Source organism: Variovorax boronicumulans, from assembly GCF_029892485.1.
Lineage (GTDB): Bacteria > Pseudomonadota > Gammaproteobacteria > Burkholderiales > Burkholderiaceae_C > Variovorax > Variovorax boronicumulans_B.
Map to the genome: position 1 here is coordinate 1 of NZ_JARXVG010000003.1, position 24,708 is coordinate 24,708.

16 protein-coding genes and 1 pseudogene are annotated in these 24,708 nt (G+C 67.2%); 14 read left to right on the forward strand and 3 right to left on the reverse strand.

Annotation, left to right across the window (positions count from 1 at the left end; all coding sequences use genetic code 11):
* From M2282_RS07915 to M2282_RS07945, 7 genes and pseudogenes are all read left to right on the forward strand, one after another.
* Positions 1 to 610 (forward strand): annotated as a pseudogene (locus M2282_RS07915) (type VI secretion system tip protein VgrG); the annotation flags it as partial.
* 55 nt (positions 611 to 665) lie between these two features.
* Positions 666 to 3,008: a type VI secretion system Vgr family protein gene (locus tag M2282_RS07920; protein ID WP_280808240.1), complete on the forward strand. Its 2,343-nt coding sequence runs from the start codon at positions 666 to 668 to the stop codon at positions 3,006 to 3,008.
* A gap of 25 nt (positions 3,009 to 3,033) precedes the next feature.
* Positions 3,034 to 3,483, forward strand: coding sequence for a hypothetical protein (locus M2282_RS07925; RefSeq protein ID WP_280808241.1), 450 nt, complete (start codon positions 3,034 to 3,036; stop codon positions 3,481 to 3,483).
* The gene (locus tag M2282_RS07930; protein WP_280808242.1) at positions 3,480 to 6,146 is read left to right on the forward strand and encodes a DUF2169 family type VI secretion system accessory protein; all 2,667 of its coding nucleotides are present in this window, start codon (positions 3,480 to 3,482) and stop codon (positions 6,144 to 6,146) included. Before M2282_RS07925 ends, M2282_RS07930 begins: the two co-directional genes overlap by 4 nt.
* Positions 6,143 to 7,261, forward strand: a complete 1,119-nt coding sequence (locus tag M2282_RS07935) for a pentapeptide repeat-containing protein (protein WP_280808243.1) — start codon at positions 6,143 to 6,145, stop codon at positions 7,259 to 7,261. The genes M2282_RS07930 and M2282_RS07935 overlap by 4 nt, the downstream gene beginning before the upstream one ends.
* Positions 7,258 to 7,977 (forward strand): DUF3540 domain-containing protein, encoded by a 720-nt coding sequence (locus M2282_RS07940; protein WP_280808244.1) that lies wholly within the window; start codon positions 7,258 to 7,260, stop codon positions 7,975 to 7,977. Before M2282_RS07935 ends, M2282_RS07940 begins: the two co-directional genes overlap by 4 nt.
* A 43-nt stretch (positions 7,978 to 8,020) precedes the next feature.
* Positions 8,021 to 8,404 carry a DUF4150 domain-containing protein gene (locus tag M2282_RS07945; RefSeq protein ID WP_013541333.1) on the forward strand — a complete coding sequence of 128 codons (384 nt, stop codon included), beginning with the start codon at positions 8,021 to 8,023 and terminating at the stop codon, positions 8,402 to 8,404.
* A 45-nt stretch (positions 8,405 to 8,449) separates the two neighbouring features.
* Here the strand turns inward: M2282_RS07945 and M2282_RS07950 are convergent, their stop codons facing one another.
* From M2282_RS07950 to M2282_RS07960, 3 genes are read right to left on the reverse strand one after another with little or no spacing between them, the layout of a single operon-like run.
* Positions 8,450 to 9,268 (reverse strand): PP2C family protein-serine/threonine phosphatase, encoded by an 819-nt coding sequence (locus M2282_RS07950; RefSeq protein WP_280808245.1) that lies wholly within the window; start codon positions 9,266 to 9,268, stop codon positions 8,450 to 8,452.
* On the reverse strand, positions 9,261 to 11,231 hold the full coding sequence (gene tagH / locus M2282_RS07955; protein ID WP_280808246.1) for a type VI secretion system-associated FHA domain protein TagH: 1,971 nt from the start codon (positions 11,229 to 11,231) through the stop codon (positions 9,261 to 9,263). The genes M2282_RS07950 and tagH overlap by 8 nt, the downstream gene beginning before the upstream one ends.
* Before the next feature lie 48 nt (positions 11,232 to 11,279).
* The gene (locus tag M2282_RS07960; protein WP_280808247.1) at positions 11,280 to 11,681 is read right to left on the reverse strand and encodes a TssQ family T6SS-associated lipoprotein; all 402 of its coding nucleotides are present in this window, start codon (positions 11,679 to 11,681) and stop codon (positions 11,280 to 11,282) included.
* A 142-nt stretch (positions 11,682 to 11,823) separates the two neighbouring features.
* Here M2282_RS07960 and tssJ point away from each other — a divergent pair, with 142 nt between their 5' ends.
* From tssJ to M2282_RS07995, 7 genes are all read left to right on the forward strand, one after another.
* On the forward strand, positions 11,824 to 12,342 hold the full coding sequence (gene tssJ, locus M2282_RS07965; RefSeq protein WP_280808248.1) for a type VI secretion system lipoprotein TssJ: 519 nt from the start codon (positions 11,824 to 11,826) through the stop codon (positions 12,340 to 12,342).
* A 245-nt stretch (positions 12,343 to 12,587) separates the two neighbouring features.
* Complete coding sequence (tssK, locus tag M2282_RS07970; protein WP_280808701.1) at positions 12,588 to 13,883, forward strand: type VI secretion system baseplate subunit TssK; 1,296 nt, start codon at positions 12,588 to 12,590, stop codon at positions 13,881 to 13,883.
* Positions 13,884 to 13,891: 8 nt separating this feature from the next.
* Positions 13,892 to 15,247 carry a DotU family type VI secretion system protein gene (locus tag M2282_RS07975; protein ID WP_280808249.1) on the forward strand — a complete coding sequence of 452 codons (1,356 nt, stop codon included), beginning with the start codon at positions 13,892 to 13,894 and terminating at the stop codon, positions 15,245 to 15,247.
* A complete protein-coding gene (tssM, locus tag M2282_RS07980) occupies positions 15,247 to 18,882 on the forward strand; it encodes a type VI secretion system membrane subunit TssM (protein WP_280808250.1) in 3,636 nt (1,211 codons plus the stop codon). Before M2282_RS07975 ends, tssM begins: the two co-directional genes overlap by 1 nt.
* 1 nt (position 18,883) lies before the next feature.
* On the forward strand, positions 18,884 to 19,597 hold the full coding sequence (gene tagF, locus M2282_RS07985) for a type VI secretion system-associated protein TagF (RefSeq protein ID WP_280808251.1): 714 nt from the start codon (positions 18,884 to 18,886) through the stop codon (positions 19,595 to 19,597).
* 32 nt (positions 19,598 to 19,629) lie between these two features.
* Complete coding sequence (locus tag M2282_RS07990) at positions 19,630 to 21,678, forward strand: serine/threonine protein kinase (RefSeq protein ID WP_280808252.1); 2,049 nt, start codon at positions 19,630 to 19,632, stop codon at positions 21,676 to 21,678.
* A gap of 526 nt (positions 21,679 to 22,204) precedes the next feature.
* The gene (locus M2282_RS07995; RefSeq protein ID WP_280808253.1) at positions 22,205 to 24,646 is read left to right on the forward strand and encodes a phosphoesterase; all 2,442 of its coding nucleotides are present in this window, start codon (positions 22,205 to 22,207) and stop codon (positions 24,644 to 24,646) included.
* The last annotated feature ends 62 nt before the right edge of the window (positions 24,647 to 24,708 follow it).

Genomic DNA, 24,708 nt, shown 5'->3' on the forward strand with positions numbered 1-24,708 from the left:
AGCGACCGAGACCATCACCGGCGGGGAGACGCGCACGGTCACCGGCGGCCTGACCGAGACGGTCAATGGCGGCGTGACGCTGACGGTCAACGGCAACAGCATCCGGCTGCTGAGCGGTTCGGATCTGCGCATCACCTGCAGCGGGCGCATCGAGACGGTTACTGCGATGGACATCAAGCAGGTGAACGGGACCGACTGCACCACGGTCACCGGCCCGAAGATCGTGGTCGCGCCGCTGATCACCTATCACACGACGCAGCACATCGACACCACGAGCACCTACACGATCGACGCGACGGTGAGCATCACCAGATCGCCCCACACGATCCTCAACGTGTCCGACGAGACGTGGCTCAAGTGCAATTTCCTGCGGTGGTCCAACCAGACCGTGCGGGCGCTCGTTCTCGCGACCGATTTCTATGGGATGAAGCTGCAGGCCTGCGCGATCAACACGCAGATCAATGGCTGGTTCACCAACAGGGCGACGACCTTCCTGCTCGACGCGCCGATCAAGTTCGAGACCTCGGCGCGCAGTTCGAAGAAGAAGGGACTGAACATCGGCGTTTGCAAGCTGCACCTATCGTGCGTCTACATGACGAAGAAGAAATGATCCTGCTGCATTGCGGCCGGCCCTGCATATCCACCCACCAGGAGTTTCCGAGCCCATGGACCGCATCGTGAAGACCCACACTCCGCTGGGCGAAGACCGACTGCTGCTGCGCTCGATGCAAGGCATCGAGAGCCTTTCACGGCCCTACGAGTTCGAGGTCGAACTGCTCAGCACCGACGTGGCGATCGATCCGAAGTCGCTGCTCGGAAAGCCGCTGTCGCTGGAGATCAAGACTGCAGTCGGCGGTCCGCGCTTCCTCGATGGTCAGGTGGTGCGGTTCTCGAAGGTCGGGCGAGAAGGGGGCACTTCGCGCTACACGATCTACCGCGCCGTGCTGCGCCCCTGGCTTTGGTACCTGTCGTTCTCCAGCGGCAGCAGGATCTTCCAGAACAAGTCGGTCGTGGACATCCTTGAGGACGTGTTCGGCGCCTACGGCTTCGCGTTCGAGAAGAAGCTGAGCGGCAGCTACCGGCAGTGGGAGTACTGTGCGCAATACAACGAAAGCGACCTCGATTTCGTGAGCCGGCTGATGGAGTTGGAAGGCATCTACTACTGGTTCAGGCACGAGAAAGGCCGCCATACGCTGGTGCTGGCCGACGATGCGGGCGCGCACGAGCCGATGCCGGGTTACGAGACCATCGACTACTTCGCGGCCGACCGCGACATCGGCGAGGACATGGAGGTCATCGACGACTGGCAGGCGACCGAAGAGGTCCGCACGGGAAGCTACGCGGTCGGCGATTTCAACTTCACCACGCCCAAGGCCGACCTCGGCGGCGCGCGCAGCCTGCCGCGCGCGCACGACAACGCCGGCTACGACGCGTACGAGTGGCTCGGGGAATACGTCGACGCCGGACAGGCCGAGCACTATGCGCGCGTGCGGCTGGAAGAAGCGCAGTCGCTGGCCTCGCGCAGCGCCGGCCATGCCACGGTGCGCGGCATGGCGCCGGGCGCCAAGTTCAACATGCGCAACGCGCCGCGCGGGGACGACAACCGCGAGCACCTGATCGTTTCGGTCGCCTACTCGCTGCGCGAGGGCGGCTACGCCACGGGAGGCGCACCGGGCACGTACGGTTTCGATTTCGTCGCGCAGCCAGCGGACGATCCGTATCGCGCACCGCGGCAGACGCCGATGCCACGCACGAGCGGGCCGCAGACCGCGACGGTGGTCGGTCCCCAGGGCGAGGAGATCTGGACCGACGAGTACGGGCGGGTGAAGCTGCAGTTCCACTGGGACCGCGAAGGCCAGCGCAACGAGAACAGCTCGGCTTGGGTGCGCGTCTCGCAGGCCTGGGCGGGCGAAGGCTACGGCACCGTGCACGTGCCGCGCATCGGGCAGGAGGTGGTGGTCGATTTCATCGCGGGCCGTGTCGACCGTCCCATCATCGTCGGCCGTGTCTACAACGCGGACCAGATGCCGCCGTTCGCGTTGCCGGGCGAGGCGACCAAGAGCGGAATCGTCTCGCGCTCGACCAAGGGCGGCTCGCCCGCGAATGCGAACGCCATCGTGTTCGAGGACAAGATGGGCGCCGAGCAGATCCTGGTGCACGCCGAGCGCAACCTGGACGTGGAGGTGGAAGGCGATGAGACGCACACGACCGACAAGACGCGCACCACGCTGATCAAGGGGCACGAGTCGGCGACCTACGAGTCGGGGGAAGAGCGGCACATTACCGCCGGGGCGGTGGAGACGATCGACGGGGGCGAGGAGCGCACGGTGACGGGCGGCGCGACCGAGACGGTGACGGGCGGCGAGGAACGCACGATCACGGGCGGAGCGACCGAGACCATCACCGGCGGGGAGACGCGCACGGTCACCGGCGGCATCACCGAGACCATCAACGGCGAAGTGCTGGTGACGATCAATGGCAGCGTGCTGCGCCTGGTCAGCGGGGCGGACATTCGCATCACCGGGGCAGGCCGGGTGGAAGTGGTGAACGCGATTGACATGACGTTGGTGCAGGGAACCAAACTCACCACCGTGACCGGGCCGAAAGTGATCTTCGCGCCGACCGTTCTTCATCTGTCCGGCAGCAACCATACGATCAATGTGCCAGGCACCCTCAAGATCAACGTGACCGGCGTCGATGTCGAGAACACGCCGGTCAAGACGGTCAACTCGGTGGACGCAAAGTGGTGGCTCCATGCGGTTAAGGAAGGCATCGGCCACCAGGCGCTGTTCGTGGGGGCCTCGGCCGACTCCTACGCGACCAAGATCCAACTGGCGGTGCGCAACACGCTGCTGCAGAGAAGTGCGTTCGTGAACATCTCGGCCGTCAACTGGGTGCAGGCCATCAGCAGGCAGGAACTCGGCCACTACCATTTCTGGCTCGACCCCATATTGATCGCTGCCGGAGCGGTGCAGTACGTCAAGAGTGCACTCGACGTCGAGAAATGAAGCCACCAGGAGGCAGTCGCAGCGCATGCAGATCATGAGATGGATGGAAATAACGGTCGCCGTCCTCGGCGTCGCGGTCCTGATGGTGTCGACCTTCGGCAGCTCGCGCGTCTTTCGCGCCGGCAGCGCGACCAAGCAGGCGCATGTCTGGGAGGAAGAGGAGTGGGAAGCGCTGCGCCACGACGGCGCGCGCGCAACGGCCCAGATCCTGGCCCTGGCCCGGCCCGGCTTCCGCCTCGTGACCTGGCGCGGAGACTCGCCGAACATGGCGGCCGCGGAACTGCTGATCGCGTTCACGGATTCGGACGGCGAGAACCATCGCGTGACCCTGCGGACCTTCATCGACCAGGAACTGCTGGCCAACTTCTCGGGCGGTCGCCCGCTGCCCATCGTCTACGCCAAGGACCCGACGCTGCGCGTGGCGGTGGACCGCGACCGCACGCAGCTCGAAATTCCCTCCACGATCGACGCATGAAAATCATCAAACCGTTGCGTCTGGGCATGCTGACCCGGCCCTTCGCCAACGACGGACGCCACTGGCTGGCCGTAACCGCCATCGCGATGACCGATCGTCTCGGCAGCAATGCCCGGCTCATCCCGGAGCCGGAGTGCTGGAAGATCTTCGGCGAAGAGGTCGGCATCGACGGTGCGTTCGACCAGGGCATGCCCAAGCTGCATCCGGAATTCCTCGTCACGGGCGCGGCCCATACCCGCCGGGAGCATGACAAGACGCAATGCGCGGTCCGTGTCCGCGTCGGCAAACGACAGAAGGACCTGCTGGTCTTCGGCGACCGCTTCTGGGTCGATGGCAGGCCGAGCGCCCCGCAGCCCTACGAATCGATGCGCATCGACTGGGGCCATGCCTTCGGCGGTCCGGGGTTCGCCGAGAACCCGGGGGGCATCGGGCATGGGCCCGAGCAGGTCGGCGGCGTTCAGGTACAGCGCCTCGCGAACATCGAGTACCCGCACGCCCGCGTGCATAGCCCCGACCAAGCCGTGCAGCCCGCGGGATTCGGTCCTGTCGAGGCCACGCGGCCGCCACGTGCGGACCGGCTGGGCCGCCAGTACGACGAGCATTGGCAGAACCATCTCTATCCCGGCTACGCGAAGGACATGGACTGGGCATTCTTCAATGTCGCGCCGCCGGACCAATGGTTCGGGCGCGACGACGGTGAACTCGCTGGCGCGGAGTTCGAGCTGTGGAACCTGCACCCCGACCGCACGGTGTTGCACGGCCGGCTGCCCGACTGGCGCGCCCGCGCCATCGTCGTGCGCGGCCCGATTAACAGCGTGAAGCTCGACGAAGGCACGCTGCACGACGTACCGATGCGCTTGACCACCGCCTGGTTCTTTCCGCACCTGGAGCGCGTGGGCCTGATCTACCACGGCTTCGTGGAAGTCGAGCAGGACGACGCGGCAGACGTCACGCACGCCATGATCGCAATGGAGGAGGCGGCCGTGCCGCCCCAGGGGCTCGATGCCTGGCGGGACCTGCTGGCGCTGCGCTGCGAGTCGGAAGACCGCGCGCTTTACGGCATGCGCGACGACCTGCTGTTGCCGGAGCCGATCATCGGTCCGTGGCCCGAACTGGACGCGCAATACGAGCCATCGCCGATGCAGCGCAACATGCAGGCGCGCGTCGAACACGAGCGTGAGCGCATGAAGATCGCGTTCAGGTCCTCGGGCTTCGGCTCGGCCGTGCAGGAGGAGCCGCCGGCCGTCGATCTCATGGAGAAGGTGCCCACCCTGCGGGAACTGCCGGCCTACATGGCCCAGCGCAAGGCGCTCATCGAGGAGCACCGCCAGAAGATCGAGGCGGCGCGCCGGGAGCTCGACGAGGCTGCGAAGGCCAACGCCGTGCATTCGCGCCAGGCGGGTTTCGACACTTCGAACCTGGTGCAACAGACCGAATCGTCGACACAGAAGGGGCCGCCGACCGTGGACAGGTGGTCGCGCATCGAAAGCATCATCGCCCAGTCCGACGGCAAGGGGTTTTCTCCGACGCCCGAGCAGATCGCGCAGTTGCGCAAGGTTCATGACGATGCCGCGAGCCAGTTGTTCGAGAACTACCGCCGCTCGGCGCATCACCAGGATGCGGCGGACAGGATGTCCGAGGAGCGGTCGGTCGAGGTGCGCCTGGAAGTGGCGCGTCGCATGGCCGGCGCGCGGAACCTGTCCGACATGGATCTCACGGGCGCAAATCTCGCGGGCATGGACCTGCGCGGCGCATGCTGGCACCGCGCGATGCTGGAGTGCGCCGACCTCAGCGGCAGCACGCTCGACGGCGGCGACCTGTCGGATGCGCTGCTCGCGCGCGCACGCCTGGCGGGTACGTCGATGCGGGAAGTGAACCTCAAGGAAGCGAACCTGTCCCTGGCGCAGTGCGAGAACTCGGACTTCAGCGGTGCGCGCTTCGAGTCCACGCAACTCCAGGGCATGGCCGCGCGCGGCTGCAGGTTCACCGACGCATTCTTCGATCTCCATGAAGCTGAAGGCGTGGTGTGGGAGAACTGCGGCTTCGAGCGTGCGCAACTGCGGAACATGAGCTTCACCGAGGGCTCCCGCCTTCACGGCCTCGATTTCGAGGGGGCCAGCTTTCACAAGGTGGACTGGATCGAATGCCAGGCGGGCGGACTGCGCTTTCGCGGCGCAACGCTCGACACCTGCGACTGGACCGATACCGATTGCACCGACGCCATGGATTTTTCCGATGCACGCCTTGTCGCGACCTGTTTCGTGGGGTCGAGCGACCTGCGCAAGGCCGACTTCCAGGGCGCCACGCTGGTCGAATGCAACTTGCAGTCGATCCGCCTCGAAGAGGCCGACTTCCGCGATGCGAGGCTCGACAACACCGACTTCACCGATGCGTCCATGCGCGGCGCCCGGCTCGGCGGCGCGAATGCCGATGGCTGCGATTTCGTGCGCACCGATCTCACCGCTGCTTCGCTGGTCGATGCGAGCCTGATCGAGGCCGACTTCAGCAAGGCCATCCTCGTGGCCGCCGACTTCCATCGCGCCAACCTGTTCCAGGCCGACCTGTCCCAGTGCCTGATCGACGACACGACACGCTTCGACGAGGCCTACACCGTCAACGTGGTCACCGTGCCGCGGCGCAAGGTGCAAGAGGGCGCCCGATGACGCCGAAGGAGGTGCAGGCCATGGTCAAGCGCGGACAGGAAATCGTCGACCAGAACCTGGCCGGCATGGATTTCCGCGGCCTCGACCTGTCGGGCGGCATGTTCATCGAAAGCGACTTCACGGGCGCGAACATGTCGGGCGCCAACCTCAAGGGCAGTGTCTTCGCAACCTGCGGGCTGAGCCGCGCCACGCTCGAGCGGGCGGTGCTGGACCGCTGCAACTTCCATCGCGTGGACGCCTGCGCAGCCATGATGGCCGGCGCCACCATGCATGGCACCAGCTTCTACGACTCGCGGCTCGCCGACGCGCGCTTCGACGGCGTCGAGGGCGATGTGATCGGCATTTCCAATTGCGACCTGGCCGGGACCTCGTTGTGCGACATCAAGTCCGAGATGCTGGTGTTCTACGGGGCGCGGCTCGACCGGACGGACTTTTCGGGTGCGCCGCTCGATGGCGCAACCTTCTACCAGGCCGATCTGCGCACCGCGGTGTTCGCGCGCTGCAGCTTCCAGAAGTGCATTTTTTCCGAGTGCGACCTGTCGGGGCAGGTGTTCCGCGGGCAGACTTTCACGCTGTGCCAGTTTCCCGATGCCAACCTCGCCGGCTGCGACTTCGACGAAGCCACGCTGCGCCAGTGCAATTTCAAGGGCGCCTGCATCGAGGGCGGGTCGTTCCGGCGCGCAGCCGCGGCGCACAGCGTGTTCGTGGGCGCGCAACTGGGCGGCGTGGCCTTCAACGGCGGCCATTTCTTCCAGAGCGTGTGGGCCGACGCACGGCTGGGCGGCGCCGACCTGTCGGGGGCCCAGTTGGAACAATGCGTCTTCCACCGCGCACGCTGCAACGCCGCCAAGTTCCCGGACGCACGCCTTGCCTATGCCGATTTCTCCTACGCCGATCTGAGTGACGCCGACTTCCGCGGTGCCACGCTGATGCGCACCAAGGTCCACCGCGCCGTGCTCGAGGGCACGCAGTTCTCCGACCGCGGCGGCCTGTTGCTCCAGGATTCGGCGCTGTACGAGGCCGAGGCCTATTCCGCGCGCCGGCCCAGCCATCGCGATCCACCCCAGCGGCGCGGCGAACCCGGCGCGGCCACAGAAAAGGATTCCCGACCATGACGATCCGAAACACGGCTTCCGATGCGACATCCGCTCGCGGCGACATCCGCAGTTCTTCCGCTGCCGCGCCCAGGCCCGCGCCCGGAACCGGAGGCGGCGTGGTCAATGCGCTGGGCACCGTCACGGCGATCCTGCCCGGCGGCATCCACAGCGTGGACAGCGACGGGCGCGTGCTGCGCTGCCTGCGCGCCGCCAGCTGCCTGCTGCGACCCGAGATCGGCGACACCGTGCTCGTCACCGGCCCGGACGCGCAGCGCCTGTACCTCACCGCGGTGGCCGAGCAGGCCGATGCCGGAGCCGCCCACATCGAGGTCGCCGGCGATCTCACACTGGCCTCGCAGCGCGGCGCGGTCCGGTTGCAAGGGGCCACCGAGCTGCAGCTGAGCGGTCCGCAAGCGTTGCGCATGGACACCGCGCAACTGCACCTGAACGCGCAGGCGGCCGAATGCCAGGTCGGCCACATGAGTTACCAGGGCGTGGAGGCGCGCGCGACGGTGCTGAACATGCGGATCGTCGGCCGCGTCTACGAAGCCGTCGTCGACCGCCTCGTGCAACTGAGCAAGTCGGCCTTCCGCATGACCGAGGGCGTGGACCAGGTGCATGCGGGCCAGATCGACTACAAGGCCAGCGAGATGGCGCGCGTGCATGGCAGGAACACCGTGGTCACGGCCCAGGACCTGATCAAGGCGGATGCCAAGCAGATCCACATGGGCTGAACGGCGTCACTCAACCGAAAACTTTCTTCAGAAGGAGCCTCGCATGTTCTTTGCCGCCCAAGGTCCCAGCCTCGACATCGGCGTGCCCGACGTCTGCAAGACGCCGGCCGTGCCCATTCCTCACATCGACATCGGGCTGGGCCTGATGGCGATACCCAACGTGCCGAACATCTTCTGGTCCTGCATGATGGCCCACAACAAGAAGACCAAGATCCCGCTCACCTTCGGCGACACCGCCGGGATCGGCCTGGGCGTGCGCGTGCCCAGCGTCATGGGGCAGTCGAAGAAGATCACGGCCTCGAACACCTTCCTGATCAAGGGTTCGCCGGCCACGCGCGTGACGAGCTTCACCAAGCAGAACCGCGGCAACGTCAACGGCATCCTGGCGACGCCGCCGCAGCTGACCTGCGTGAACCTCTGCGCCTGAAGCGCCGCGCGGGGAGTTGCCGCCGCCCGCGTCGCGGCGCCGGCTTCAGCCGGCCGCCGCGGACGGCCGCGCCGCCCCCGCCAGCGTCACCTGCTGCGGCGCCCCCACCCACACCGCCAGCGCCGAGTAGTTGTCGCGCGACTTGTCCGCCTTCGCCTCGGCCGCGCGGCGCAAGAGCGCGAGCCATTCTTCCGCGCTGTCGGCCAGTTGCAACGACCGCTCCATCACCTGCTGCGAAATGAGCTGCCAGAGCCCGTCGGTGCACAACAGGAACGCATCGCCGTCGGCGAGCCGCTGCGGTGTCGACACCGAAGTCTCCGCCGTTGCGCGCGCACCGAGTGCGCGGTACAGGAGGTTGCTTTTCACTAGGCGTTCCCCGCCATTGGCACCCTGGCCTGCGGCGGCTTCGCCCGAGCGCTCCGACAGGCTGTGATCTTCGGTGCGCTGCATCAGCGCGCCGCGGCGGAACCAGTAGAGGCGGCTGTCGCCCACGTGGGCCCAGCAGGCCTGGCCGCTTGCGCGGTTCACGAACAGCGAGACGATGGTCGCGCTCATGCGGCTCTGGTCGGTGAGTTCGCGCTGCTTGGCGAGGATGGCGTCGTTGGCCGCCTTCACCGCATGGCGGATGTCGTCGGCTGCGACGGAAGGGTGGTCCATGAAGGTGTTGAGCGCGGTGTCCACCGCGATGCGCGCAGCGAGCTCGCCGCCTGCGTTGCCGCCTACACCGTCGCTCACGACGAAGCACGCGTTGTGCTCGTCGAGGTGGTAGCCGATGGCGTCCTGGTTGCCGGAGCGCTCACCCACGCAGGAGAACTGCGAGGTCGAGATGGGAACCGCGAAAGCGGCGCGGGTGGCGTCAAGCACGGCGCGCCTCCTTCAGGCGTTCCATCTCCCGGTCGTAGGCCTGCTGGAACGCACGGCCGAAGACGGCCTGGAAATCGTCTTCGACGGCCGCGGTCGTCTCCGCGTGCAGTTGCCGCAGCTGACGCCACAGGCGCGCCTCGCGTCCGCCGGGCAGCACCTTCTCGCTGAGGCTGCCGTCGTGCGGCGTGGTGCGGTTCAGGGTCGCGGGGTCGAAGCGCTGCAGCACGGTGAGCAGCGCCGCGCGCATGCCGGCCACCATGCCGAGCTGGTGCGATTGCAGGTCGCCGAGCGCATCGTGCACGGCGGCTTCGGGCGTGAGAAATCCGGGCATGCGGGCGCCGAACATCTGCATCAGCACGGCGCGGCCGTTGGGCAGGATCTTGAACGGGTTGTTCTCTTCGTCCACGATCATCGTGATCTCGGCGCGCACCTCGCGCTTGAGCATCGCGCGCGACGACAGCAACTCGATGGTGCCGTCGGTGAACGCGCGCATCAGCCGGCCGAGGTGCCGCATCGCGTCCGCATCGAGCGGCTGCTGGCCGGCAACGTCGGGCACGCCTGCGCCTTCGAGAAAGGCCTTGAAGAGTTCGTCGGAAGAAGCGGGCGATGACGAAGCCGATGCGGGCGGTAGCGCTGCAGCCACTGCGGAAGGTGCAATGGGTGCGGGGGCCTGTTCGGGTTCGATCGGTTCCGGCAACGCGATCTCGACCGGTGCTGCGACCTCTGCGGGTGCGGCCGTGACCGGCAGTGCGGCGGCGGGAGCTTCCGGTTCAGGTTCAACAACCGGCGCGGGTGCCGGTGCCGCTTGAGGAGGAGGCGGTGGCTCAGGCGGCGGACTCGCCTCCGCCTTCACCGGCTTCGCCTCGGGCACATCGAACGGCACCGGATTCGGGGGCCTGAACTGCGCGCCCACTTCGCGCGCATGGTTCGAGTGGTTGAACCCCTGCACGGCGGGCGGTTTGTCCAGCAGGTCGAGGGCCGGGTGCCTGTCGCTGAGCGGGTCTTCGTGGGTGAGCGCGGTGGGACGCGGATCGGAGAGCGGCGAGGGCGCGTTGCTGTCTGCCGCGAAGAACGACAGCGGGTCCATGCCGCGCTTGAGCGCGATGTCGGACATGCCGTTCGCCGCATCCGGGTTGAGTTCAGCGAGCGGATCGACGGGGTTTCTTCGCGCCTGCGATGGCAACTCGAAAGGCTCTTGCACCAAGGGGTCGGGCATTGGCGCCGGCGCGCTGTCAACGCGGCGCGGAGCGTTCGCAAGGATCGCGTCCCAGTCGGCAGCGGAAGGAATCTTCGATGGGGTTGGCGCAGTTGTCTGTGTGAACGGCGGTGGCGGTGGTGCAGTCGTGACTGCAGGTCGGGCGAACTGTTCTTTCGGCGGCGGTGCAAAGACCGGCGCAGGAGCGGGCGCGGGCGTCGGTGCGGGGACGGGTGCAGGCATCGCCACGGTCGTCGGCGGCGCATCGCCGATGGGCAGCGCACCCGCGCCGAACAGGTCCGAGAACACATCGGACACCGGCGCCTGCGGCAGCACCGCATCCATCGAACTCGCCTGCACTGCCTGCACCGCAGGCGGATGCAGCGTTGCCGGCACATCGATCGGCGGCGCCGGTGGCGGCGAAGGCGGCGTCACCGCAACGCTCGCCGCACGCTGCGCACTCGCAGCCTCCAGCACATAGTTGCCGATCGCCACGCGGTCCCCGTCGGCCACGCGCGACTCTTCTTCATGCCGCAGCGTCCGGCCGTTCACGCTGATGGGCAGCACCGCGCTCATGTTGCGCAGCACCGCCGCGCCCTCGTCGTCGAAGCGCACGGTGGCCTGCAGGCGAGAGATCTGGCGCTGCTCGTCGGGCAGCACGAGGTGGTTGTCGGGGCTGCGTCCGATGGTGCCGCCGGGCGCTGCAAGCAGCGCCGAGGGGCCTGTTGTCACCGGCCTGCCGGCATGTTCGATCACGGTCCAGCGCATGGCGTCTTCCTGTTGATGTCGAGCGTCGGTCGGAGGTGACCGCGGGGGTCAGCGCTTCATTCGCCTGGCGGCCTCGAAGGCGGGCCCCCACACCGGGTGCTTGCGCTCCGCGACGTTGAGTTCGAAGTTCGGGAATGCATCGAGGAGCCTGCGGAATTGCGCGCGGCATTCCGGGATCAGGTTGCTCACGCAATAGCTGAAGGCCTCCAGCTTCATCGCGCTCTGGCGGGTGGCTGGCTCGGCGCCTTCGAACACCGAGACGCCGCCGCTCTTGAGCGTGGTGATGGCCTTGGGATAGTCGCCTTCGTCATAGGCCTGCTGCGCACGCTCGAGCGTGTCGCGTGCCACCTTCTGGCTCAGGCGTTCGGGTTGCGGTGGAGGCTCGGGCGTGGTCTGACAACCGGATACCAGAAAAAGCGTGAACGCCAGAGCAGGCAGACATGACTTCAATCTTCTCTCCTACCTTGCAAAAGGCAATGGACTGCAATGCTTGAGACAGTGTGCCGCCAGGTTGCGACACAAGCACACGATGCGTCGTCGTCTGTGTACACGACTTCGATAATATAGGCCGCGAACCTCCGAGGGAGATCTCATGCAGCGACGAACCTTGCTTCAAGGCGCACTTGCAACCACACCGTTGTTTGCGGGCCTCATCAGTGGATGCGCATCGACAGCCAAGTCCTTGCCCACGCCCTATGCGGTCACCATCCGCATCGACGACGGCGTGAACCCCGACGGGCGCGGCCAGGCGGCGCCGATTCTCGTGAAGGTCTTCGAACTGAAATCTTCCGGTAACTTCGAGACCGCAGACTACTTTGCGCTCCAGGACCGCGACCGCGAGACGCTGTCGACAGAACTCGTCAATGCGGACCAGGCCATCATGCGAAGCGGAGAAGAGCGCGTCTTCAAGCGGGAAGCCGGACTCGATTCGCGCTCCATCGGCATCATCGCGGGCTACCGCAAGCTCGAAGCTGCGCGCTGGCGCATCGTGTTGCCGCTCAAGGAGCCGAAGCAAACCAATCTTTACAAGGTCTGGCAGTTCTCGCCGAGCGAACAGGCCGTGCGCATTGCCATCCGCAAGACAGGCATCGAGTTACTACGAAGTCGTTAATTGCAGCGAAAAGGTAGTGCAAAAGTGCGAGAAACCAATGCACAAAAACCGATGCGAAACGCAACAAGCGGCGTGTAGCATCAAGTGCAGAACGATCGATTCGGGAGGCCGTTCATCAGGGCGCATCTCCCGCTTCCGTGTGAGCAATCCCAGGAGGTTCTTTGGTGACAGTTCGCAACTCGGGCTCCGCAAGATTGGGGGCCCATCCGCAGGCATTGGCGAATCGCGTGGTGTGGTCCGAAGGCATGTACCTGCGGCCCCAGCATTTCCAGCAACTGGAGCGCTACGTCGAACAGTACGTCACGCGCCGCGCCGCGGGCCTGCAGGGCGCGTACTGGGGGTGGCTGCATCTGGACATCGACCGCGATGCCTATGCGCTCGGGCGCGTGTCGCTGCTCGGTGGCGCGGGCGTGTTGCCTGACGGCACGCCGTTCTCCTTCGGCATCGAAGACGCACCAGCGCCTTATGAAGTGCCCAACGATCTGACCGACGAACTCATCGTGCTCGCGCTGCCGCTGCGCAGGCCCGGCAGCGAAGAGGTCATCTTTGCCGAGGACGAGGGCTCTGCCGCGCGCTTCGGCGTGATCGAGCGCGAGGTGGCCGACGGCAATGCAGTGGCCCTCGGCCCGGCGGTGCTGCAGCTCGCGGCGCCGCGCCTGCGCCTTGCGCGCGCCTCGTCGCTCACCGCGGAGTGGCAGGCGATCGGCGCGGTGCGCGTGATCGAGCGGCGCACCGACCACAAGCTGGTGGTCGATGCCAACTACATCCCTCCGGTGCTCGATGCATCCGCCCACGCAATGCTGCGCAGCATGGTTGCCGAGCTGCACGGCCTTCTCACGCAACGCTCAGAAGCACTGGCCTCGCGGCTCTCGCAGCCGGGCCGCGGCGGCGTGAGCGAGGTGTCCGACTTCCTGCTGCTCGAGCTGGTCAACCGCTACCTCGCGACCACCTGGCATGCGCAGCAGGCGGTGCAGGTGCACCCCGAGCAGCTGTTCATCGACTGGCTCAAGCTGGCCTGCCATCTCGCCACGCACACCTCGCCCACGCGCCGCCCGGTGCTGTGGCCGGTGTACGACCACGACAACCTCAACGAGAGCATCCGCCCGCTGATGGAAGAGCTGCGGCGTTCGCTGTCGGCCGTGCTCGAACAGAGCGCGATCGCCATCGAGCTGGAGGAGCGCAGCCATGGCGTGCGCGTGGGCCGCATGCCCGACCCGGTGCTGGTGCGCAACGCGGGCTTCGTGCTTGCGGTGCATGCAGACCTTCCTGCCGAGGCGATCCAGCAGCGCTTTCCCACGCAGGTCAAGATCGGTTCGGTCGAGCGCATCCGCGATCTCGTGCAGCTGCAGCTGCCGGGCGTCACGGTGCGGCCGCTGCCGGTGGCGCCGCGGCAGATCCCGTACAACGCGGGCTACCACTACTTCGAGCTCGACAAGGGCGGCGACATGTGGCGCCAGCTCGAGAAATCCGGCGGCGTCGCCATGCACCTGGCCGGTGACTTTCCGGGTCTGGCCATGGAGTTCTGGGCCATCCGTCCGTGAGGGACCCTATGAACGGTGTCAACGACATGGCCGTCGGTCCGGGAGGCTTCGTGCCGCCGAACCCCGGCGGCGGCAATGGCAATGGCGATGCGGGCGGCATGCCGGCATCGCCGCGCGGTCTGGGCCAGCAACCCGAGTCCTTCACTGCATGGCATGACGCACGGCGTCCGCATGCGGGCGACGCCGCGCTCGCGGGCAACAACCCGCTGGTGGCGGCCGCCAACCCGCTGCTCGACCTGATCCCGCAGATCCGCGCGACGGGCCATCACGATGCGCCCGCGCAGTTGCGCGAAAACCTCGTGGACGAAGTGCGCCGCTTCGAGACGCGCGCGCAGCAAAGCGGCATCTCGCCCGAGGTGATCATCGGCGCGCGCTATTGCCTGTGCACCGCGGTGGACGAGGCCGCGGCGCTCACGCCGTGGGGCGGCAGCATCTGGTCGTCGCAGAGCCTCCTGGTGATGTTCCACAACGAGACCTGGGGCGGCGAGAAGTTCTTCCAGCTGCTCTCGCGCCTGGTGCAGAACCCGCAGCAGCACCTGCACCTGATCGAACTCATCTACTTCTGCCTGGCCATGGGTTTCGAGGGGCGCTTTCGCGTCATCGACAACGGCCGCACGCAGCTCGAGACCCTGAAGCAGCGGCTGCTGCAGATCATTCGCCAGACGCGCGGCGAGATCGCACAGCCGCTGTCGCCGCACTGGCAGGACGCGACCGCGCCGGTGCGCCGCACGCGCAACTGGCTGCCGGTGTGGGCGGTGGGCGCCGTGGCGGCGGTGCTGCTGGTGCTGACCTTCGCGGTGCTCACCTTCAATCTCGCGGGCAACTCCGATGGCGCATTCGCGGCCGTGAACGCAGTGCGCCTGCCGCAGACGGCGCGCGCGGTCGTCATGCCCGCGCCGCAGCCGCGCCTGCAGCGCTTTCTCGAACCCGAGATCCGCGACGGCTTGCTCACGGTGCGCGACGAGGCCGACCGCAGCGTGGTCGTGCTGCGCGGCGACGGGCTCTTCGCCTCCGGCTCCGACCGCGTGCTCGACCGCTATGCGCCGGTGCTCAGCCGCGTGGCCGATGCGCTCAATTCCGTCGAGGGCAACGTGCTGGTCAGCGGCTTCAGCGACGACCAGCCGATCCGCAGCGTGCGCTTTCCTTCCAACTGGCAGCTCTCGCAGGCGCGCGCCGACGCCGTCAAGAAGATGCTGGCCGCGCGCATCACGCGGCCTGAACGCCTGCGCGCCGAAGGCCGCGGCGATGCCGATCCGCTCGCGCCCAACGACTCGCCGGCCAACCGCGCGCGCAACCGCCGCGTCGAGGTCACGCTGCTGGTCGCACCCGTGGCACCGGCTGCGCAGCAGGGGGGAACCCGCTGATGCTGCGTTCCATCTTCCGTTTCCTCATCGGCCGCGACCTGTGGATCTTTCTCGGCCTGCTGGCCGTGGCGTTCCTGATCTGGGTCATCGGCCCGGTCATCGCCGTGGGCCGCTACCGGCCCTTCGAAAGCGAGTTCGTCCGCATCATCGTCATCGCGCTGATGTTCGCGATCTGGATCGTGCGGATGGTCTACCGCAAGTGGCGCGAGCGCCGTCTCAACGCGCAGCTGCTCAACCAGCTGCGCGTGCCTTCGAAGAAGGAGAAAGAGGCCAGGCCCGAAGACGCGCCCGAGATCAAGGAGCTGCAGACCGGCTTCACCGACGCCACCGCGATCCTGAAGAACATGCGCTTCGGCCAAGGCGCCGACGGCAAGCCCGCGAGCCGCTTCTCTGTGTTCGACCGGCAGTACCTGTACCAGCTGCCCTGGTACATCTTCATCGGCGCGCCGGGCTCGGGCAAGACCACGGCGCTGGTCAATTCCGACCTGGACTTTCCGCTGGCCGACCAGCTCGGCAAGGCCGCGGTGCGCGGCATCGGCGGCACGCGCAACTGCGACTGGTGGTTCACCAACGAGGCGGTGCTGATCGACACCGCGGGCCGCTACACCACGCACGAGAGCAACCGCGAGACCGACGAGAGCGAGTGGAAGGGCTTTCTCGACCTGCTCAAGAAATTCCGTCCGCGCCAGCCGATCAACGGTGCGATCCTCACGATCAGCATCGCCGACCTGCCGCTGGCCGACGACGCACAGCGCGCGCGCCACGCGATGGCGCTGCGCAAGCGTCTGCTCGAATTGCGCAACGACCTGGGCATCGACTTTCCGGTGTATGTGCTGGTCACCAAGACCGACTTGCTGGCCGGCTTCAACGAGTACTTCGGCTCGCTGGGCCGCGCCGAGCGCGCGCAGGTGTGGGGCTTCACCTTCCCCATCGAGGCCAATCCGGCGGATGCCGCGAAGGCCGACCTGCGCGAGCGCTTCCACCAGGAATACAAGCTGCTGCACCAGCGCCTGGACGAGCGCCTGCCCGAGCTGATGGCCGCCGAGCCAGACCAGATGCGCCGCGCGCAGGCCTACCTGCTGCCGCAGCAGTTCGCGAGCTTCGAGGACATCCTGGGCACCTTCCTGGCCGATGTGTTCAACCCGTCGAAGTTCGAAGCCGCGTCGATGCTGCGTGGCGTCTATTTCACGAGCGGCACGCAGGAGGGCACGGCCTTCGACCGCGTGATGGGTGCGATCAAGCGCTACCTGCAGGTCAACGCGCCGCCTGCGCCGCCGCCGGGCCCGGGCAAGAGCTACTTCCTGAAGGAACTGCTGCAGCAGGTGATCTTCCGCGACGCTGGCGTGGCCGGCACCAACCTGCGCTGGTACCGCCGCCGCCGCGCCATCGACATCGCGGGCTACAGCCTCATCGGCGTGCTGCTGGTGGTGTTCCTGGGTGCCTGCGTGAACAGCTGGCGCAACAACAAGGAGTACGTGGCCGAGGTCGACAACAACGCCAAGGCCTTCAACAAGGCCGCGGCGCGCGGCGAGCTGCCGACGGTGGTCGATGCGAGCGGCGACCTCGCGAGCTCGCTGCTGATCCTGGACCGGCTGCGCGACCTGCCCAAGTCGGGCCAGTTCGACATCGGCGATCCGCCCGTGTCGTACCGCTTCGGCCTCTACCAGGGCGAGAAGCTGCAGGCCGCGACCGATGGCGTCTACCAGCGCGCGCTCGAGAGCGTGCTGCTGCCGCAGGCGGCGCAGCGCATCGAGCAGTCGCTGCGCGATGCCGCGAAGATCGATGCCGAGTACAGCTACGAGGCGCTCAAGGCCTACCTCATGCTGTACGACGCCGAGCGCTACGACGCCGACTTTTTGCAGGCCTGGCTGCTCACCGACGTGGACCGCAAGATCGGCGCCTCGCTCACGCGCGAGCAGCGCACCAACCTCGAGTCGCACCTGAAGGCGCTGTTCGCAGGGCGCGTGGTGACCTCGCCGTTCGCCAAGGACGACAAGCTCATCGCGCAGACGCGCGAGCGCCTGGCCGGCGTGCCGCTGGCGCAGCGCTCGTATGCGCGGCTGCGCCGCATCCTGCTGCAGACCAGCCCGCCCAATGCCTTCACCATCGCCGAGATGGCGGGGGCCGAATCGGCGCTGGTGATCCGGCGCGCGAGCGGCAAGCCGCTGACCGACGGCATCCCCACGCTCTTCACCTACCGCGGCTACTGGGACATCTTCGACAAGCGCATGGCCGAGACCACGCTCGCGCTCGAACAGGAAGACCGCTGGGTGCTGCAGATCCGCGCGCCCGGCATGACCGACATCACCTCGCGCGAGCTGCTGCTGCGCGAGGTGCGGCGGCTCTACCTCACCGACTACATCCGCGTGTGGGACGAGTATCTGGCCGACGTGCGGCTGGCCGAGAGCAAGTCGCTGCTGCAGAGCATCCAGATGACGCGGGTGCTCTCCACCGGCGAGTCGCCGATGTCGCGGCTCATTCGCGGCGCCGCGCGCGAAACCGATCTGCTGCGCAACCACGACGAGGCCGCGCGCAGCCTGCTCGACCAGGCGCAGAACCGCGTGGCCAGCACGCGCGAGCGCATCGAGCAGCTCATCGGCCAGCCCGACGGCAGCCAGCGACGCAACGCCGCGCCCGACCGCCCCGAGTCGCTGGTGGACAACCACTTCGAGCCGCTGCGCCGCATGGTGACCGCGCCCAAGGCGGGCGGTCAGACGCCGCTGGATGCCACGGCCGCGCTCATCAACGAGCTCTACACCTTCCTCACCGCCACCGACACGGCGCTGCGCAGCGGCAACATCCCGCCCACGAGCGATGCGGTCACCAAGGTGCAGGCCGAGGCGGGCCGGCTGCCGGTGCCGTTCCAGGGGATGCTGAACGATCTGTCGGCCACCGCATCGTCGAAGGCGGCGGCGGTGACGCGGCAGAACATCGGCCAGAACGCGGCGGCGACCATCGGGCAGTTCTGCAACCAGGCCATTGCGGGGCGCTACCCCTTCACGCGCGGCTCGCCGCGCGACGTGGCGGCCGGCGACTTTGCGCAGCTGTTCGCGCCGGGCGGGATGATGGACGACTTCTTCCAGAAGAACCTCGCCTCGCAGGTCGACACCTCGGTCAACCCGTGGACCTTCAAGCGCGGCGTCGACGGCAGCGCGGCGGGGCGTTCGGCGTACCTCGATTCGTTCCAGAAGGCGCAGGCGATCCGCGACGTGTTCTTCACCGGCATGGCGGGCGGGCGAACGCCCTCGTTCACCATCGACATCCGGCCCGAAGACATGGACGCCGCCATCACCCAGTTCACGCTCGACATCGACGGCCAGACGGTGCGCTATGCACACGGCCCGCAGGCGCCGAGCACCGTCAAGTGGCCGGGCCCGCGCAACAGCAACCAGGTGCGCCTGCAGGTGACCACCGCCAACGGCACGCCGGCCGGCGGCATCGTGACCGAAGGGCCGTGGGCGCTGCACCGCCTCTTCGACAAGGCATCGGTCTCCGCGGGGCGTTCGCCCGAGTCGTTCAACGCAACCTTCGACCTGCAGGGCAAGAAGGTGGTGCTGGCGGTGACGGCCAACAGCGTCTACAACCCGCTGCGCCTGAACCAGATGAGCGGGTTCTCCTGCCCCGGGAAATCCTAGGATGAACAGCAGCATCCCCCCGCAGGCCTGGGTCCCTGTCGACGAGCAGATCGGCTGGTACGGCAAGCTGCCCGGCGCCGGCGACTTTCTCTACCGCCGCATGCCGCGCGAACTGCAGGCCTGGTGGGACCGCTGGATGCAGAACGGCCTGGGCAGCTTCAAGCGCTGGCCCGATGCGATGACGCGCCACTACGCGGTCGCGCCGGTCTGGAACTTCGCCATTCCCGCGACGCAGGGCGTGGACGCGGTGCAGTTCGGCTGCATCGCGCCCAGCTGCGACCGCGTGGGCCGCTACTACCCCGTGTGCGTGACGCTGCAGGTGTCCGCACCGAACTACCGCCCCGCCGTGCTCGAAGGCTCGGCCGCGTGGTACTGGCAGTGCGGCACCGCGTTGCTGCAGGCCATTCGCCATGGCGTGGCGCCCGACCAGTTCGACGCCCAGATCCTCGCCGCCGCGCGCGCGGGCTTTCGCACCGCCAGCGGCGGCTCGGACGACATTCTTTCGATCCTCGGGCCTACAGCCGCTGGCGCGAGCGCCCAACAACGGCTGGGCTGGCCCGAGCTTCCACTGTGCTTCGATGCATTCGGCAGCACCAGCTACTGGTGGACCAACCAGGCCGACGGCTCACCGTTGCGCACCGCAGCCCACGGCGGCGGCCTCAACACACCGCTGTTCTCGAAATTGTTTTCGCAGGGGCACGTGCCATGGGCATGAAAAAAAACCGCCCCCGCGACAGGAGGAGATGAATGACGACGCACGGCAGCATCAGCAACGGCAACGGCGACAGTGCGCCGTCCGATGCGCAGGACACGGAGAAACCGCACCCGCTGGGCGTGGGCCACCGGCTGGACGAGTTCGAACTGCTGGAGGTGATCGGCGAAGGCGGCTTCGGCATCGTCTACCGCGCCTACGACCATTCGCTGCAGCGCGAGGTCGCGATCAAGGAGTACATGCCCTCCATGCTCGCGCGCCGGGTGGGCGACAACAGCGTGCACGTGCGCTCCGAGCGCGTCACCGCCACCTTCCAGGCGGGCCTTCGCAGCTTCATCAACGAGGCGCGCACGCTCGCGCAGTTCAGCCATCCGGCGCTGGTGCGGGTGCATCGTTTCTGGGAGTCGAACTCCACGGCCTACATGGCGATCCAGCTCTACAAGGGCCGCACGCTGCGCCGGCTGGCCGAGGACGAGCCCGCGAAGATCACCGAGCCCTGGCTGCTGGGCATGCTCGGCCCGCTGCTCGGTGCGCTGGAAACGCTGCACCGCAACCAGTGCTTTCACCGCGACATCGCGCCCGACAACATCTTCATCCAGCACGACGACCTGCCGGTGCTGCTGGACTTCGGCGCGGCGCGCAAGTCGATCGCCGACCTCGTCGACGAGGTGGCGGTGATGGTGAAGTCGGGCTACTCGCCCATCGAGCAGTACGCCGACGACAACACGCTGCTGCAGGGGCCGTGGACCGATCTCTATGCGCTGGGCGCCGTGCTGTACCGGGCGGTCACCGGGCACCCGCCGCCTTCTGCCGTGGTGCGCAGTGTGCAGGACGCCTACGTGCCGCTGTCGTCCATGGGCCGCGCCGACCTGAGCCCCGGCTTCTGCGCCGCGGTCGACCACACGCTGGCCGTGCACAGCAAGGACCGCACGCAGACCGTGGCCGCGTTCGCGGCCGAACTGGGGCTCGTGAAGCTGGGCGACATCTACGTGAGCGCGATGGCTGCGCCGACGGTGATCATTCCGTCCGCGCCCGTGCCGGCCGCGCCGCCGCCTCCGACGCTGTCGCCCATGCCGGCGCCGCTCGAGGCAGCAGCAGCCGCCGTCGCTGCGCAGCCTGCGGCGGTGGCCGAGCCAGTGCAGGCCAGGCCGTCTGCGCAGCCGCCGCGTGCCGCGCCGCACAGGAGCGGCAGCACGCCCGTCGCGCAGAAGAAGACGCCGGCGAAGACCCCGGCCCTTGCGCGCTGGGGCCTGGTGGGCGCGTTGCTGATCGCACTCGTCGCCGTGGGTGCATGGATCGGCCTGCGCATGACCTCGGGCAAGCCCGACACCACCACCGCCATGGTGCCGGTGCCGCCGCCTGCGGCGCCGATGTCCGATCCCGCCTCGCCGCCGGCCGCCATGCCCGCACCCGGCGCCCCCGGTGCCGTGCCTTCAGCCGCCGACGGCACGCCGCCAGGCGGCGGTGCCACGGTCATTACGGACGGCACCGCCACGACGCCCGCCGCACCTGCCAGCGCATCGGCGCCAGGGCCGCTGACGCCGCTCGAGAACGTGCCAGTCACGACACCTCCGGCCGAGGCACAGGCAGCGACGCCGCCGCCCGAACCCCCGCAGGCGATCAGCGAAGCCGAGGACTGGAATCTCGCCCAGGCCGAGAACTCGCGGGAAGGCTACGAGGCCTACCTGCGCCGGTACCGGCGCGGCCCGCATGCGCGGGAGGCGCGCAACGCCATCGCGGAACTGAACCGGCTTTCGCCGATGATGCCCGCGCCACCCACGTCTACGGGCACGGCAACGGCGAACAACGGGCGTACCGTGGTCGCAGGCGCTGCCGCTACAGCTGCACCGCCGACGACGGCGGCTTCACCGGGCATGGGGCGTGTGCAGTTCAACATCCGCCCGTGGGGCCAGGTGTTCGTCGATGGCGCGGACCGCGGCGTGAGCCCGCCGCTCAAGACGCTGCCCCTGCGCCCGGGGATCTACAACATCGAGGTGCGCAATGGGGACCTCGAGGTGTACCGGCAACGCGTGACGGTGCAGGACAGCCGGTCGGCGCCGGTGGTGGCGCACGAGTTCAAGTAGGCGGAATTCCAGCCTGCATCGATATGCGGCGGATCAGCGAAAACATAGAGGGGTTCGCTGGTTCGAGAAAAACCGGATTAAAAAGAATTCGCGTTCTTAAAAATCCCCGTCTATTTGTTCGGGTGTTGATCGCCAGCGACATCTGCCCAGCGCGCACCATTGAATTCCGCCGATCGCAGGCCGCGAATTCCAATTGAATACCGACACCAAACCGCGAGCCGAGATGTCTCGCGGTGCGCCGCTGCTTTCGCGATCTGCTGCCGCTCTCAAATTACGCAGATCAATTCCCTAATTCTGTCCTAATTTTCAGGTCAGTCTCAGGTCAGTTGAACTGCTGTAGGCGAAATAGATGGGCCATGAATTCTTTGAAAAGTTAGCAAAGAATTAGCCCTTCTTTTGACACACAGATGTCACCCGCAATTCCTACATTTCTCCTTGATGCGGTGCCGTTATTGAAAAAAAACGACGCCGAGCACGCCATGCAGGCCGGTCAAAACCATCCATAACCAACTGCCTCGAGATACACATGACGATTTTCGAAAAGAAAGTTCTATTCACCTCATTGACCACGGTGGCGGCCTGCGTGCTCGCCGCTTGCGGAGGAGGGGGCGGCGGGGGCAGCGGCTTCTTCCCGATCGTCACGCCGCCGGCCGGCGCGACCTTGAGCGGCGTGGTGGCCGCCAGCGGCTACGTGCCGGGCAGCACCACCGGCAACCCGACGCTGAAGGCCGGCTACTACCAGAAGGCCACGGTTTTCGTCGATGCCAACGGCAACGGCGTGCTCGACAGCGGCGAAGCATCGGCCGTCACCGATGCCACGGGCAAGTTCACGATCACGACCAACAGCACCGGACCGCTGGTGGCCGACATCGGCACCACCGCGACCAATACCGCCACCGGCGCTGCCGTGGCCAGCCACCTCATCCTGCGTGCCTCGGCCGAACAGATCGCCGACCAGGGCGTGGGCAAGATCGTCATCAGCCCGTTGTCGAGCGAAGCGCAGCGCCTGGTGGAAGCCAACGGCAGCAGCTACGCGACCGAAAAGGCCAACCTCGCCGCACGCCTGAACGGCCCGGCCTTCAATCTGGGCACGGCTGCGATCACCGACCCGCTGGCAGACGTCAACACCCTGAGCGGCGCCAGCCAATATGCGGCGCTGTACGAAGACAACCAGCTGACCAACCGCTACACCTACGCGACGACCAAGCTCGACCGCAAGGACCTGTTTCCCGACAACCTGGCCGTCCCGGGCGGCGACCCGCGCCTGGCGGGCCTCTCGGGCGTGACGCTCACCAATCGCGACGGGACCCAGGCCACGCCCACGGTGCCCACGCAGAAACAGGCCCCCATCACCTTCGCGCAGGCGCAGCAGGCGGCCTTCAATGTGGAAGGCGTGCCGGCCTACGACAACATCTTCGTGATCGTCGAGGAAAACAAGTCGACCGATGTGATCCTGGGCAACCCGCGCGCGGCCAACATCAACTACATCCTCAACAACTACAACCAGCTGAAGACGTACTACTCGACCGGCAACCCGTCCGAGCCGAACTACACCGCGCTGGGTGGCGGCGACGACTTCGGCATCCATGACGACAACTGGTTCGGCTGCGGCGCCGTGGCCCCCTACGACATCAAGGACGTCGAATTCGCCGGTGGCACGGCCTCCGACGGCCAGACGATGCCCGCCCAAGGCAAGCTCCCGCCGGCAAACAAGATCAATCGCTCCGGGTACGTCCCGGCCGACACGACCTGCGGCGACAACCCCACCGGCGGCACCGTGCACAACGTCCCGGGCGGCAACCTGTTCACCGCGATGTCCAAGGCGGGCCTGACGATCCGCACCTACAGCGAATCGATGAATCCCGGCCAGGACGTGCGCTCGGACAGCGTCGTCGACAACGCCGTGACCGCCACGTACGACTCGAGCAAGCTCAATGGCGCCACCCGGCTCGACGGCTCCGCGCCGCCCACGCTCGTCGGCTCGCCCAACTTCGCAGCGCAGGGCGGCCTCTACAAGGTCAAGCACGGCCCGTCGATCGCCTTCCAGGGCGCGCGAAGCCTGCCCGATTTCGTGGCCAACAACCGCACCATCTTCGGCACGCAGTACCAGGAAGCGGACTGGCTCAAGTCCTCGATCTACCCGGTGCCCAGCGGCTGGATCTACGACCAGTTCGGCAAGGACCTGGCCGCGGGCGACGTGGGCAACATCAACTTCATCGTTCCGGACCAGTGCGACGACATGCACGGCGTCGGCTCCGACACGAGCTGCGCGAACACCAACAACGACGGCCAGGCCGCCGGCACCGTGCGCGCCGACATCTACCTGGGCATGGTGGTCAACAAGATCCGCAACTCCGCGCTGTGGAAGAACCCGAACAAGCGCGTGGCGATCGTCGTGATGTACGACGAAGGCGAAGGCGGCAGCAACGGCTCCTGCTGCGGCTGGAACGCGGGCGGCTCGAACTCCCTCGCGGCGCCGGTGACCGTGGACGCGAACGGCAAGGCGACGGCGACCACACCGCCGCCCAACTACGCCCAGGGCAACTTCGGCCATGGCAATTCGATCTTCGGGATCATGTCCAACCAGCAGGACGTGGGCACGGCGAAGAAGCAGGTGGCGGACAGCGACGCCTACAGCCACTTCTCGTTCCTGCGCACGCTGCAGGACATGTTCCAGATCGCCGACCCGGCCGTGGATGCGTCGTACCTGAACCGCACCAAGTACACCGAGGCGTTCATCACGGCCAACATCCTTGCGCTGCCTGAGTACCAGAACAGCGCTGACACGCACTTCGACTCGGTGCGGCCGATCAACCATGCCTACGTGATCCCGGCCAACTACACCCAGAAGCTGTACGCGAACGACATCGACGGTGTGCAGGACGCCGTCACGGGCAAGCTGGAAGGCCAGGTCATCCCGCAGGTCGGCCCTGACGCGAGCCAGGCCAACGTCTGGGCGACCCGATAAGCCCAAAGCCGGGCAGAAGGGCAGGGGGGCCATGGGCCCCCCGATCCCTTTGCGGAGCGCTT

Bases quoted from the DNA above. Each gene is read 5' to 3' on its own strand.
- M2282_RS07930 (WP_280808242.1), top strand. From the start codon at position 3,480: ATGAAAATCATCAAACCGTTGCGTCTGGGCATGCTGACCCGGCCCTTC.
- tagH (WP_280808246.1), bottom strand. From the start codon at position 11,231: ATGCGCTGGACCGTGATCGAACATGCCGGCAGGCCGGTGACAACAGGC.
- M2282_RS07945 (WP_013541333.1), top strand. From the start codon at position 8,021: ATGTTCTTTGCCGCCCAAGGTCCCAGCCTCGACATCGGCGTGCCCGAC.
- M2282_RS07920 (WP_280808240.1), top strand. From the start codon at position 666: ATGGACCGCATCGTGAAGACCCACACTCCGCTGGGCGAAGACCGACTG.
- tssJ (WP_280808248.1), top strand. From the start codon at position 11,824: ATGCAGCGACGAACCTTGCTTCAAGGCGCACTTGCAACCACACCGTTG.
- tssM (WP_280808250.1), top strand. From the start codon at position 15,247: ATGCTGCGTTCCATCTTCCGTTTCCTCATCGGCCGCGACCTGTGGATC.
- M2282_RS07925 (WP_280808241.1), top strand. From the start codon at position 3,034: ATGCAGATCATGAGATGGATGGAAATAACGGTCGCCGTCCTCGGCGTC.
- M2282_RS07940 (WP_280808244.1), top strand. From the start codon at position 7,258: ATGACGATCCGAAACACGGCTTCCGATGCGACATCCGCTCGCGGCGAC.
- tssK (WP_280808701.1), top strand. From the start codon at position 12,588: ATGTACCTGCGGCCCCAGCATTTCCAGCAACTGGAGCGCTACGTCGAA.
- M2282_RS07990 (WP_280808252.1), top strand. From the start codon at position 19,630: ATGACGACGCACGGCAGCATCAGCAACGGCAACGGCGACAGTGCGCCG.
- M2282_RS07995 (WP_280808253.1), top strand. From the start codon at position 22,205: ATGACGATTTTCGAAAAGAAAGTTCTATTCACCTCATTGACCACGGTG.
- M2282_RS07935 (WP_280808243.1), top strand. From the start codon at position 6,143: ATGACGCCGAAGGAGGTGCAGGCCATGGTCAAGCGCGGACAGGAAATC.
- tagF (WP_280808251.1), top strand. From the start codon at position 18,884: ATGAACAGCAGCATCCCCCCGCAGGCCTGGGTCCCTGTCGACGAGCAG.
- M2282_RS07975 (WP_280808249.1), top strand. From the start codon at position 13,892: ATGAACGGTGTCAACGACATGGCCGTCGGTCCGGGAGGCTTCGTGCCG.